A 12962-nucleotide genomic window follows, 5' to 3' on the forward strand; every position below is an offset into this window, starting at 1 on the left:
ACTCCAACACCCACAAGTCCCACTCCCACTCCAACACCCACAAGTCCCACTCCCACTCCAACACCCACAAGTCCCACTCCCACTCCAACACCCACAAGTCCCACACCAACTGACAACCAACCGCCATTGGCCAACAATGCCAACTCCAGCCTCGGTCCCAACAGCAGCCAGTTAGTCACAGGATTGGGAGGCAGCGACCCCGACGGGTCGATCGCATCCTACACGATCAACACCCTGCCCCCAGCAGACCAAGCCGTCCTGTTTTTAGGAGACCCAGCCAACGGCGGCGTACCAGTCACACCCGGTCAAGTCCTGACTCCTCAACAGTTGCAGCAACTATTTTTGCAAGCCACAGGCAACTTTACAGGAGCCAATTTCACCTACAGCGCCACAGACAACAGCGGCGCCTCCAGTCCTGCTGCCGCTACTGTCGCGGCCATACTTCCAACTGACAACCAACCGCCATTGGCCAACAATGCCAACTCCAGCCTCGGGCCCAACAGCAGCCAGTTAGTCACGGGATTGGGAGGCAGCGACCCCGACGGGTCGATCGCCTCTTACACGATCAACACCCTGCCCTCACCAGACCAAGCAGTCCTGTTTTTAGGAGATCCCGCCAACGGTGGCCAACCGGTGACACCCGGTCAAGTCCTGACTCCTCAACAGTTGCAGCAACTATTTTTCCAAACGACGGGCAGCTTTACAGGAGCCAATTTCACCTACAGTGCGAAAGACAACAGCGGCGCTACCAGTCCCCCTGCTACCGCTACTGTGACGCCTGGACTGATAGCGCCAACACCAAATCCAAATCCAAATCCAACTTTTAACCAACCGCCATTGGCCAACAATGCGAACTCCAGCCTAGGGCCCAACAGCAGCAGGTTAGTCACAGGATTGGGAGGCAGCGACCCCGACGGGTCGATCGTCTCTTACACCATCAACACCCTGCCCTCACCAGACCAAGCAGTCCTGTTTTTAGGAGATCCCGCCAACGGCGGCGTACCAGTGACACCAGGTCAAGTCCTGACTCCAGAACAGTTACAGCAACTATTTTTCTTTACAAGTGGCAACTTTACAGGAGCCAATTTCACCTACAGTGCCACAGACAACAGCGGCGCCACCAGTCCCGCTGTCGCTACTGTTGCAGCCATACTTCCAACTGACAACCAACCACCAGTTGCCAACAATGCCAACTCCAGCCTCGGGCCCAACAGCAGCCAGTTAGTCACCGGATTGGGAGGCAGCGACCCCGACGGGTCGATCGTCTCTTACACCATCAACACCCTGCCCTCACCAGACCAAGCAGGTCTGTTTTTAGGAGATCCAGCCAACGGCGGCGGTGTATCGGTGACACAAGGTCAAGTCCTGACTCCAGAACAGTTGCAGCAACTATTTTTCTTCACAAGTGGCAACTTTACAGCAACCAATTTCACCTACAGCGCCACAGACAACAGTGGCGCCACCAGTCCCGCGGCCGGTACTGTGGCGGCTATCTTACTGCCGATTGCGCCAACGCCCACACCAACGCCGGCATCGCCGATCATCTCAAATCCGATCGGAGAACCAGATACCGACTGTTTGTGTCAGCCCATTATTGAAAAACCCGCAATTAACTTTGCGCCCCCGCCGCAACCGCCGAAAGTTGGATTTGTCCGCCCGATTTCACAATTTTCAGAGGGACAAACCACCAAAGGAACCGACGGCGATGACTTGATCGTAGACACCAAAGGCAACCAAAAAATTGTCGGTTTTGAAGGCAACGATCTGCTTTTAGGTGAAGAGGGTGCAGACGAAATTTACGGCAACGAAGAGAATGACAGGATTTTTGGGGGCATTGACACCGATATTGTTTACGGAGGCAAGGGCAACGATATCGTATTCGCAGGCAAACAGAACGACTGGATTTCTGGCGACTTAGGCTCTGACAGCCTGTTTGGAGATCTAGGTGCCGATACGATTTTGGGAGACAACGGCAACGATAACTCCAGCAGTGCTCCGAACAATGGCGATTTGATCTTCGGAGGCAACGGTGCAGACCTCATTAACGGCAACGAGGGCGACGATACCATCCATACCGGTAAAGGTGACGATATTGCCCTTGGAGGTAAAGAAAATGACCTGATTTGGGGCGAACTCGGCTCCGACAGCTTGTTTGGGGGCATCGGCTCCGACAGCTTGTTTGGGGGCATCCGCGACCAAAGAGCCAGCGACTCCGAGGGACGCGATTTGCTGTACGGAGGCTTCGGTAACGACTTCCTCCACGGCCAACAAGGCAACGATACGCTGGTTGCAGGCAAGGATAACGATCGTGCTTACGGAGGTAAAGACAATGACATCATCTACGGTCAATTAGGCTCCGATACCCTCTACGGCGGTGAAGGAGCCGATACTCTGCTGGGCGACAGTGGCAGTTCCCAGTCAATCGGGGATCTCGGCGAACAAGACTTAATCTTTGGGGACAGCGGCAACGACATCATCGGCGGCGGCCACGGTAATGATACCGTGCAAGCAGGTAAAGGCAATGATTGTGTTTGGGGTGGCAAAGATAATGACCTGATTTGGGGCGAGCTCGGCTCAGATACCCTTGTCGGCGACAGCGGCGATGACACCATGTACGGTGGCGCTCGAAGTCGAGTTAAAGATGTTGGCGGTCAGGACTTGCTCTTTGGCGGCATCGGTGCTGATGTGCTGTTTGGCGATGAAGCTGAAGATACCATCAGTGGCGGTCAAGACAACGATTTGATTTACGGCGGTAAAGCTAACGACCTCATACACGGAGATCAGGGTGACGACTTGATTTACGGCGGTGACGGCAGCGATGAACTCTGCGGTGGCGAGGGCAACGATACCATCTATGGCGATCGTGCTGATAACCGGGGTGTCTCGGTGGGCGCAAACGATCAGCAAGACTGCATCAACGGCGGTGATGGCGATGATTTGCTTTACGGCAACGAAGGCCAAGATACTATTAACGGAGATGCTGGCAGCGATACCCTGATTGGTGGTAAAGATAACGATTTGCTCAATGGGGGTGCTGGAGATGACTGGCTGTTTGGCGACTTGGGCGACGATACTTTAATTGGAGGTATGGGGAGCGATCGATTTGTGTTGAGTGCTGATGGCGCTACTGATACTGTGATTAACTTCGAGGTAGGCGTCGATAAGTTGGTTTTGAGCGGTGGGGTGAGTTTCCAGCAGTTGCAATTTAGCACCACTCCGAACGGTACTTTGCTGCAAGTAGCAGGAACCGATCGGGTTTTAGCGAATCTGGTTGGGGTTAACGGGGCGATCGGCTCCTCGGATTTCTTACCCAATCTCTCTGAGCTCTAGAATTGGCGGCGAAAGTCTCCTGTTCTGGCGAACAAAACGCCACAGCAGATCAGAACTTCTGTGGCGTTCCTCACAATACTCAATCCGGGTTAGAAACTTTGTAGCACTCGGCCCTTGACATCGCTCTTACAGTTGGCTTTTGTCCCTCTCTAAAATGCTACAAAATAAATGTGTATTCAAGCCGGATTTGGTATAATATCAAATCTGTTAGCATCGGGATTATTCATAAATCTCTTATCTTTATCGGCGTGGATCAGCGTCAATCCCTTGTCATCTGCGGTCCGATAAATTATCGTTTTTTTACCGCAGATACAGGCAGAGCAACACAGATTAACGCAGATGAATTAGATAAATTTCTGTTCCAATCTCTGTGATTATTGACGGGTTTTTACGCCCGACGAGGCTACCGGAGTTGATATAACTTTGTATGGGTTTTTCAGGTGTTCCCAGGTACACAAGGGTTGGTAGCAAAGAGTGTTTACTACCAAATGATTTTAGTGTGTTGTGCGATCGGGCTTAAGAGCCAACTAAAATTTATTACTAATTCCCCATTCCCATTCTTTGATTCACAATTTAGAAGTAAAAGATACACGGATAGCTATTTTTTCCTTTTTCCTGCTTCGACCCAATGCCCCATCATCAATTCAAATATTTAGTTTAAGATAGCGAAATCTGCTTGCGTAAAAACAGGCGGCGCGGCTGGCCGAACAGCCAACCAGTCCAATTCCAATCCACCTGTTGCAAGCGATAGCCGGCCTGATAGTACAACTGTCGCGCCGCGTGATTATTTTCCAGAACGTGGAGGTAAATCTCAGAAAATCCCCATTCTCTGGCTGTCTCCTCGCAGTTGCTGAGCAATTGTTGAGCAACCCCCTGCCGCCGATACTCCGGGTGAACGGCTAAATTCGACAAATACGGATAGTCAGAACTCGGTATTTGCCAAGGAAAGCGAGAACGCAGAGCCATTTCTACTGTTCCTGCCATGCGCTGAGCTCGGTGCGATTTATAATTCGGCGTTCCCTCCTCGCGCGAGACTAGCTCAGCAACCAGACAAATGTAATGTTCTGCCTTAGAACGCAGTCGATTTTTTAAATCTTCGTAAATGCCCAAACGCAACACTGGATACACCCATTCTACAAACCCCTCGCGGGAGTGAAAGCTCATGGCTAAAATATCAGCTAGCTGCGTTAAGTCGTTGGCCGCAGCCACCCGGATCGAAAAACCAGAAAGTCCGGGAGTTTGTTGTTGGTGAGATGGTGAGGAAAAAAATGAAGGATTCACAATGCCAGGCCACTATATTAATTTTTTTACGCGGGTTTCTAAGCTACCATCTTAGAAAATTCACTGATGTTATACTGATCTTATAACGTAACTTATAGGCATACTTTATTAAGCAGATTAATTCACTTTTTTTTTTGTGTGTTTTACTTTAAGTAGTATCTGATGTAAATTAGGAAATTGGTAGTGCTTTTATGTAAAGGATGGAGAAAATTGAGGCGGTTGAGCCTTCAGCATTGCTAATCTGATTTGGTGATTGTAGTCATGAATGAAGTTCCAAATAGCACCCTTGTGATTCTCCAATTTCTTAGAAAACGATAACGTCTTCCTGACTAATCGCGAAATTCGCTGTCTGAGCGTATTATTCAATCTTTCAATGTAACTGGTTAATCCACTTTCCTTATCGACCAACTTATACAGTTTACTTGGTAAAACCGCAGCATAGGCTTCCCAATGATCCGTATAAATCTTGGCGCATTGGCGATAGACACTGGGTAGGGAATCCCATAATGCTTGAGCCGACTTCGAGGAGCGGTCCCCAATCTGACATCCGATCACTTCCCGAGTCTTGGCATCAATCGCTAACCAGACCCATTGTTTATTTCCTTTGTCCTCTACAAAAGACCAAAGTTCATCCATTTGGACGGTGTGTTTTCCAACTTGTTTCGGGATGACTGTGACCTTCTGTTCTACGGCAGCGTACAGGTGGTTCACATGATTTTGGAGCCAGCTCTCAGAAACACCCATGACTCGGGCAATACCAGCGAGGGAAATCCGCTCCAAAAGAAGCAGCTCAATTTTTGCCAAAGTGTCGGTGTCTTTGGCTTGCCACTGAGGATTTTCGACAAACTGGCGACCACAGTCACGACATTTGTGGTTTTGTTTTCCCCGACGAGTCATTCCATTTTTCATCACATTGTCAGAACCACAAGTGGGACAAATCAAATAGGGTTTCATCATGAGACTCCTCAAAAGACTGGCACAGAGCTATTATCCTCCATCCTTTACATAAAAGGACTACCAGGAAATTTAAGCATTTAATAGTCTAGTTATGAAAAAATAAAACTCATCCCCTAATACTAGATTGGTGGCTCAGCTATTGACCCTTAAAATTGAATTTCATCGCGAGTTCTCCTGCCCGCGCCACAAGAGTTTAAGTAAACAGTAGCCTACCAATTAAATGCGCGAAAGCTTAGCGGGAAAGGTATTAAAAACAATCAAAAAGGTTTTAATGTCAGGTTCCCGGAATCCTACCGCTCTCTGCTTACGGAAATATCCGATCGAATATAATTTATCCCTCAAGGGGTAATTGAAAAACTCCACGACTGGCTAGACTAACACCGGGCGCGATCGCGCGTCGGATGCTCACCGTCGGCCCCCTGCCTGGCCAACCAGCTTTCAGTAGTTCTGGGCCATCCATCGCGCGTCCCCGATCGAACCGGCCTTACCTGTTGCGGGAGGGGGTACTCTCCCAAGCGTCCAATTTAAATTTGGATGCCTGGAAACAGTCTGCGGGGGTTTTCCCCGTCGGCTCAATATTGTGCTGCGATACTCTGGTTGCGAGACTCTGCGCTGCGCGAGCGAGACATTCAAAACCTCGATCGAGCTGGTTGACCCCGCCCAAAAACCTATACAAGCGCCCGACACTCCTCGTGCAGAGATCAAAATTTTAGACCCGAGTTCAAGCTCCCCGATTAATCTGTGGAGTAAATCTAAAATCTAAAATCTAAAATCTAAAATCGACTGATCGGTTTCCACAGAGTACATCCATAGCTAAGATTAACAGATGGATGCTCTGCCTTGCGGTGTTTCGCCGCAGTAATTGGCTTGGGCGTTGGTCTGCAGGAGGCACAAAAAATGCCCCGCTCGGGAAAAAAGTGCAAGTCTAACTAAAATGGTACAGCAATTGTGTAACTCCCACAGACGCTGTTGTCTCTCAGCCACCCCCGAATATCAGTCACGGGCTTGGCGCCGGATTTTAGGCCGTATCCTTGGCTGACTGTTAAAGTTGCTATTACCTGTGGGGAAAAACACAGGCAAAGATATTGGTGGTCTATGGTATCGTGTTCCGGCCAGCTTTCACATACCACATAAAACAGGCCCAGGAGCCAGCATAAAACATAAAATTGGCCAATCAACTCACAATCAGGACGGTTATTCTTATGTATTCTGAGATATCCAGACGGCAGTTAAAAGTCCCCGATTCGTGTTTGCTCTCCTGCTCCATAGAGGTAAGGGGTCAAGGAAAATTCTCGGGAGACGAGTTTATGTGAATATCATTAAATAATAAAATTGGGGTGCACGATAGATAACTGTGGCTCAGAAGAATTCCGAATTGAAAACCCAGACACCAAAAATTAAGGTTGATGCTTGCCTCTGCACACTCACAACAACTTCATATCCACGAATTATTGTGATACCATTTCCCAAAAATAATGGCACTGTAGGTCAACTCCCAACTCTTATTTCATCAGTCATTCCCAAGCGAAAATCGAAAATCGAAAATGGTATGACTTCAGTAATTGAAATCGGCGAATTCTTCATTTGATCAGACTTATTAAATCGAACAGCCCCGGGGCACAGGAGAACGGTGCATGAATTCCCAAGAAAATCCTAAGTTAAAAATTCTGATCGTCGATGACGAACCAGATAACCTCGACTTGCTTTACCGCACCTTCCATCGAGACTACAAAGTGCTCAGAGCCGAATCTGGTCCCGCTGCCCTCGAAATTTTGGCAAAAGAGGGAGAAGTTGCGGTGATTATCTCCGACCAGCGAATGCCAAAAATGAGCGGTACGGAGTTTCTCAGCCTGACGGCGGCTCAATACCCCGACGTGATCCGAATTATTTTAACTGGCTATACCGATGTTGAAGATTTAGTTGAAGCTATTAACGCTGGCAAAGTATTCAAATACGTTACCAAGCCTTGGGATGCTCAAGAACTCATAACTCTTGTCAGTCAAGCTGTTGAGACTCACAATCTTCTGAAAACGCGCACCAATGAACTGCGCCGTGCTTTGAGCCAAGAATCGCTGCTTTATGCCGTTACCAATACTATCCGATCGGCTCCCAATTACCAGCAAATGTTGCAAAGAATTGTGGAAAGCGTGGGACAGATGTTTGAGGTGAGTTGCTGTCTGCTGCGGCCGTTCCAAGACGGCCGGGTGGCGGATGAGTGGTTCGTTTACCAGAAAGCCGAAACTAAAGGGTTGGGGGGCGATGAGGAAGTCACGCCGGGAGATGCTTCAGCAGCAGAACTCTCCCCGGATTTGCTGCCGGATTTGGTTTGGGAAACTCGGGATGTGGAGGTGATTCAAGATGCCCAAACTGACGATCGAGTTTTAAACTGGGATAATCAACAGCGACAGCAGGCTTACCAAGCTGCGAATATTCGATCGAGCTTGATCGTACCGCTGTTTTACAAAATCGAACTGATGGCAGTCTTGGCGCTGCACCAGTTTGAGGAACCGCGCCAGTGGCAAGACCACGAGGTACAGTTGGTAATTACGGTGGCAGACCAAGCGGCTTTGGCACTTTCTCAAGCCCGGGCTTACGAACAGGTGCGGGCGCTGGCCAAGCGCGAGGCCCTAGTCAATACTATTACTACGGCAATTCGATCGAGTCTCGATCCCCAAAATATTTTTGCAGCCATTACTCAACAACTCGGCCAAGCTTTGCAAGTTGACGGCTGCGCCCTATCTCTGTGGACAGAAGATGATGAATACGTCCAATGCGTGGGCCTATACGACACAGATAGGGATACCGTGGCTGTAGAACCGGGTTTTATTGACAATCCAGAGGTAGTTACGAACCCTCTGGGCTACGAGACGGCTTCTGGTGATGCTGCTGAGAACACTCACGCCTGGGTTTTTGCCCATCCTTCCCTGCCACAGTCTTTGGTGCCGATTCGGGGCAATCCGCTGTTACTGCAAGTTATGGTATCAAAAGAGCCGGTGGCGATCGAAGATCTCGACGAACACCCCGAGTTAAATGTTACAGAACTGCAAGTTCGATCGCCAGCCCGCGCCCTGTTAGTCGTTCCCTTACTCTCAGAAGGCAAAATCATCGGCAGCATTTCCCTGCGCCAAAATCACAGCATCCGCCGCTGGAACATCTCAGACATTGACCTGGCTCAAATAGTCGCAACTCAAGCTGCTCTGGCCGTGCAGCAGTCGCGCCTCTACCAGACTACCAGACAGCAGGCAGAACGGCTTTTGGAAGCCGATCGGCTTAAAACCGAATTTTTCCAAAATATCTCCCACGAGTTCCGCACCCCTCTAACTCTCACAATCGGCCCTCTAGAATCAGCTTGCGGCCGCAAAGAAGACTTGCCCTACGAACAAGCCGTAATCGCTTTGCGTAATTCCCGTCGCCTCCTGCGCTTGGTAAATCAACTGCTGGACTTGCAGCGGCTCGATGCCGGACGGATGCAGCCGAGTTTTCGCCCCTGCGATTTAGTCGGTTTCTGTTACTCTACCGCAGAGTCGTTCCGCGCCTACTGCGAGAAAAAAGGGCTGCACTTAATTACCCAACTGCAAGAATGTCCTTTACTTTATTTGGATCTTGAAAGATTTGACAAAGTTATTTACAACCTGCTATCAAATGCTGTTAAATTCACCCCAGAAGGCGGAACTATCACCCTGAAAGTTGAATCTGCCGGCGCTCACTGCTTGTTGCAAGTAAAAGACACTGGTATCGGCATTCGCACCGAACAAATTCCCTATTTATTCGAGCGCTTTCACCAAGCCGAAGGCTCAGCTAGCCGTTCCTACGAAGGCAGCGGCTTAGGTTTGGCACTTGTCAAAGAATTAGTCGAACTCCACGGCGGTCAAATTTCAGTTGAGTCTGTTTACGGCGAAGGTACTACTTTTACCGTTTGGCTGCACTTCGGTTCGACTCACTTGCCCCCGGAACAGGTACTAGAAATACCTGCGGAGTTTCACTCATCCAAAGCAGCGGTGGAACTGGCAGATGTGGAGGCGGATTTGTCGGAAGATGATGCAGAAAATCATAACTTTGAGGCGATCGACCCGATAAGTTCAGAAACAGCCGTGGGCACGGTTTTGGTGGTTGACGACAATCCCGATTTGCGCTTTTATGTGTCGGGAATTCTGCGAGATTCCGGCTTTGCAGTTTTGCTCGCCCGCAACGGACAAGAAGGATTTGCCGTGGCCAAAAACCGCCGACCGGATTTAATTGTAACGGATTTGATGATGCCTTTGATATCCGGTTTGGATTTGATTCGGATGATTCGAGAAGATGAGGAATTGAAAGGAACTCCGGCAATTTTGCTGACTGCTAAAGCCGACGAAGATACTCGAATTGAAGGAGTAGAAAGGGGTGCTGACGCTTATTTGTCCAAGCCTTTTAACGATCGAGAATTGTTGGCGGAAGTGCGGAATTTGCTCGCCCTCAAACAAAACGAGCGCCGAGTGAAGCAGTTGAACAGTTATTTAACTGAGTCGGTGCTGCGCCGATTTTTGCCGCCGTCGATGGTGAAGGCCGCTGCGGCTGGAGATTTGGCCCTGGATTTGCGCCCGGAACCGCGATTGATTACTATTTTGTTTAGCGATATTGTCGGTTTTACTGAAATGGCAAATACGCTGCGCTCGCGCCGGGTAGCTGAGCTGTTGAATGAATATTTGGCGGCAATGACTAAGGCTATTTTTGACAGTGGCGGTACGGTGGACAAGTTTGTTGGAGATGCGGTAATGGCTTTCTTTGGTGCGCCGGAGGAACTAACGCCTAACGAGCAAGTACGCCGCGCGGTGGCTGCTGCAAGGCAAATGCTGCGAGCTCTCAACGAGCTTAACAAAGGCTGGTTGGAGCAGGGAATTGTTGGGGAAAATGGGGTGTCTCCGGTGCGGTTTCGCTGCGGAATTCACCAGGGTACTGCGGTAGTGGGGATGTTTGGCGGCCCCGACCGATCGGATTATACTGCGATCGGGCCGAGCGTGAATATTGCCGCCCGCTTGCAAGAGGTGACGGAACCAAACACTGTGCTAATTTCGGCGGCGGTTGCAGATTATGTTGAGGAAAATCGCATTGTTAAATATAAGCCTTTGAAACTAAAGGGAATTGATGAAACGGTATTGACTTTTTTACTAAATTGTGATTAGTCATTATAAGTATTATATAGCGGTTCTCAAAAAAGTGAGGTATGCCCTATGCCCTATGGATGGTGCAACGGGAATTGATATCATCATTCATCTGCGTTAATCTGTGTTTATCTGCCCTCATCTGCGGTTCAAAAAAGACCATTTCTTAACCGCAGATGACAAGGGATTGACGCAGATGCAGAGAAGAGATATATGGATAATTCCGCTCCTAACAGATTTGATATCCATTGTTTAATCTAAAATATAAAATCTACAATCTACTCACCAAAGTTCAAGATTCCAAATGGCGCTTGTGGAGTCAAATCTCAAATCTCAAGTCTCAAATCTACAATTGACTGACATTCCTTGCTTGAATCTATCAAAAGAGGGAACTTTTTTAACCGCTGCTCGGCGGATAACCTCTATCTAGAGAACGGTTCCGCCGATCGCTCAGATCGAGTACAAATAGAAAGTCATATCTCCTTTTGTATTCTATGAAACTGAATTATTTTACGAAACGGCTTTCGACTTTAGGGCGCTCGATCGCTGCAACTATGCTTTGCGTGTCAGCGATGGCCTTCGTGTGGTCTGGTGCGTTCTTCTCGAACACCGCAGCAATGGCCTCTCCTGCTGTAAACTTGATCGCAGCATCAGATGCGGGCGATGGGGTTCAAGAAAAAGCCAGCAAAGATGCTGGACGAACCAAGAACTTCATCCGAGATACAGAAGATAAGGTTAAGAAAACTGCCAAGACAAATGCTGCTAAAGTCGATCGAGCATCGGAGGATGGTAGTGTAGTAGAGCGCAAAGCTAAGAAAGATGCGGCCACAATTGAGAAAAGAGCATCCGAAGATTCAGCTCGGACTCAGAAAGCAGTAGATAATACCAAGAATGCTGTCGAGAGCGCTGTTGACAGCATCAAGGGTGTTTTTAGCAAGTAGACAATAAATAAGTAGGTAAGCGCAAAAAAACAATAATATCTTGCAGGGGTTTGTAGGGGCGGCTTTAGGGCTTATCTACAGTAAGGGCGAGTCGATCGTTGCAGAACCCGCCCTCTCCCCAAGTGATGTTTATTTGTACTTACTTACTTGAAACTGAAAGATGGATGTACATTGACCAACACCTCTATACGGGTCGTGTAACCGACCCCAAGCCATTCTTTAAAATTGTCGCAAAAAGCGCAAATCGCTAGCATAAACCCGGCGAATGTCGTCGATTTCATAAAGTACCATTGCGAACCGCTCGACACCAAAACCGGCCGCAAACCCAGTATATTTTTCAGGGTCTAAACCCACTCCTTTAAGAACATTAGGATCGACAGTTCCGCAGCCCAAAACTTCCAGCCATTTGCCGTTCCACTGCAAATCAACTTCGGCAGAAGGTTCCGTAAATGGAAAGTAACTCGTGCGGAAACGAATCGGCAAATCTTGCCCGAACATTTGACGCAAAAACTCTTTAATCGTGCCTTTCAAGTCAGTAAATGTCAGACCTTCATCAATTGCTAAAAGCTCAATTTGGTGGAAAACTGCGGCGTGAGTAGCATCAACAGTATCGCGGCGGTAAACGCGGCCGGGAGAGACAATCCGAATCGGCGGTTTGTGCTGTTCCATGTAGCGAATTTGCACCGATGATGTCTGAGTCCGCAGCAAGTTGCCGCCTGGTAGGTAAAATGTATCTTGCATATCCCGCGCTGGGTGGTCGGGCGGGGTGTTGAGCGCCTCGAAGTTGTAATAATCTGTTTCCATTTCCGGGCCGTTGGCGACGGTGTATCCGAGGCCGACAAAGATATCGAGAGCACGGTCTATTACGGCGTTTAAGGGGTGAACGCGACCTTGGGGGCGAAAAATCCCCGGCATGGTGACATCGATGGTTTCGGAGGCTAATTTGGCTTGGATTTGGGCGGTTTGGAGGGCGGTGCGCTTGTCTTCTAAATCGGCTTGCAGGGCTTCTTTGACTGTATTGGCGATCGCACCTACTTTGGGCCGCTGGTCTGGCGACAGTTTACCCATCATGCCTAAAATTTGAGAGAGTTGGCCTTTTTTGCCGAGGTAGCCGACGCGCAACTGTTCGAGTTGTTCGAGGGTATTGGCAGTGGCGATCGCACTTTTGGACTCTTGGCCGAGGGTTTCTAGTTGAGTTTCAATGTCGCTTAGCTGGACAGTCATTTTGATTTTAGATTTTAGATTTTAGATTTTAGATTGATGGCAGTTTTGGGCCAAGTTGAGTTTAGCGCAATTTTGGCTCTACAGTCTTGTG

Annotated in this window: 7 protein-coding genes; 3 read left to right on the forward strand and 4 right to left on the reverse strand. The window is 48.9% G+C overall.

The genetic code is table 11. The annotated features are described in order from the left end of the window. The first annotated feature begins 126 nt into the window (after positions 1–126). Positions 127–3330 carry a hypothetical protein gene (locus tag QUA40_RS13110; protein ID WP_333126202.1) on the forward strand — a complete coding sequence of 1068 codons (3204 nt, stop codon included), beginning with the start codon at positions 127–129 and terminating at the stop codon, positions 3328–3330. A 657-nt stretch (positions 3331–3987) separates the two neighbouring features. Here QUA40_RS13110 and QUA40_RS13115 read toward each other — a convergent pair. The 3 genes from QUA40_RS13115 to QUA40_RS13125 all read right to left on the reverse strand — a co-directional run bounded on the left by QUA40_RS13115 (position 3988) and on the right by QUA40_RS13125 (position 6698). Further along, on the reverse strand, positions 3988–4611 hold the full coding sequence (locus QUA40_RS13115; protein ID WP_333126204.1) for a GNAT family N-acetyltransferase: 624 nt from the start codon (positions 4609–4611) through the stop codon (positions 3988–3990). A 189-nt stretch (positions 4612–4800) separates the two neighbouring features. Beyond that, positions 4801–5553: an IS1 family transposase gene (locus QUA40_RS13120; RefSeq protein ID WP_333126270.1), complete on the reverse strand. Its 753-nt coding sequence runs from the start codon at positions 5551–5553 to the stop codon at positions 4801–4803. Between the two features lie 944 nt (positions 5554–6497). Then, positions 6498–6698 carry a hypothetical protein gene (locus QUA40_RS13125; RefSeq protein WP_333126207.1) on the reverse strand — a complete coding sequence of 67 codons (201 nt, stop codon included), beginning with the start codon at positions 6696–6698 and terminating at the stop codon, positions 6498–6500. A gap of 504 nt (positions 6699–7202) precedes the next feature. On the opposite strand from QUA40_RS13125, the gene QUA40_RS13130 reads away from it, so the two are divergent. Both QUA40_RS13130 and QUA40_RS13135 read left to right on the forward strand, forming a co-directional pair. Then, positions 7203–10727 carry a response regulator gene (locus tag QUA40_RS13130; RefSeq protein ID WP_333126210.1) on the forward strand — a complete coding sequence of 1175 codons (3525 nt, stop codon included), beginning with the start codon at positions 7203–7205 and terminating at the stop codon, positions 10725–10727. Positions 10728–11200: 473 nt separating this feature from the next. Beyond that, positions 11201–11647, forward strand: a complete 447-nt coding sequence (locus QUA40_RS13135) for a hypothetical protein (protein WP_333126213.1) — start codon at positions 11201–11203, stop codon at positions 11645–11647. 219 nt (positions 11648–11866) lie between these two features. Here QUA40_RS13135 and pheS read toward each other — a convergent pair whose 3' ends face one another. Further along, positions 11867–12871 carry a phenylalanine--tRNA ligase subunit alpha gene (gene pheS / locus QUA40_RS13140; protein ID WP_333126216.1) on the reverse strand — a complete coding sequence of 335 codons (1005 nt, stop codon included), beginning with the start codon at positions 12869–12871 and terminating at the stop codon, positions 11867–11869. Between the last annotated feature and the right edge of the window lie 91 nt (positions 12872–12962).

It is taken from the genome of Microcoleus sp. Pol11C3 (assembly GCF_036701485.1).
Lineage (GTDB): Bacteria > Cyanobacteriota > Cyanobacteriia > Cyanobacteriales > Microcoleaceae > Microcoleus.

What these genes read in the sequence shown, in the direction of transcription:
- QUA40_RS13130 (WP_333126210.1), top strand. Translation starts at nt 7,203, where the DNA reads ATGAATTCCCAAGAAAATCCTAAGTTAAAAATTCTGATCGTCGATGAC.
- QUA40_RS13135 (WP_333126213.1), top strand. Translation starts at nt 11,201, where the DNA reads ATGAAACTGAATTATTTTACGAAACGGCTTTCGACTTTAGGGCGCTCG.
- pheS (WP_333126216.1), bottom strand. Translation starts at nt 12,871, where the DNA reads ATGACTGTCCAGCTAAGCGACATTGAAACTCAACTAGAAACCCTCGGC.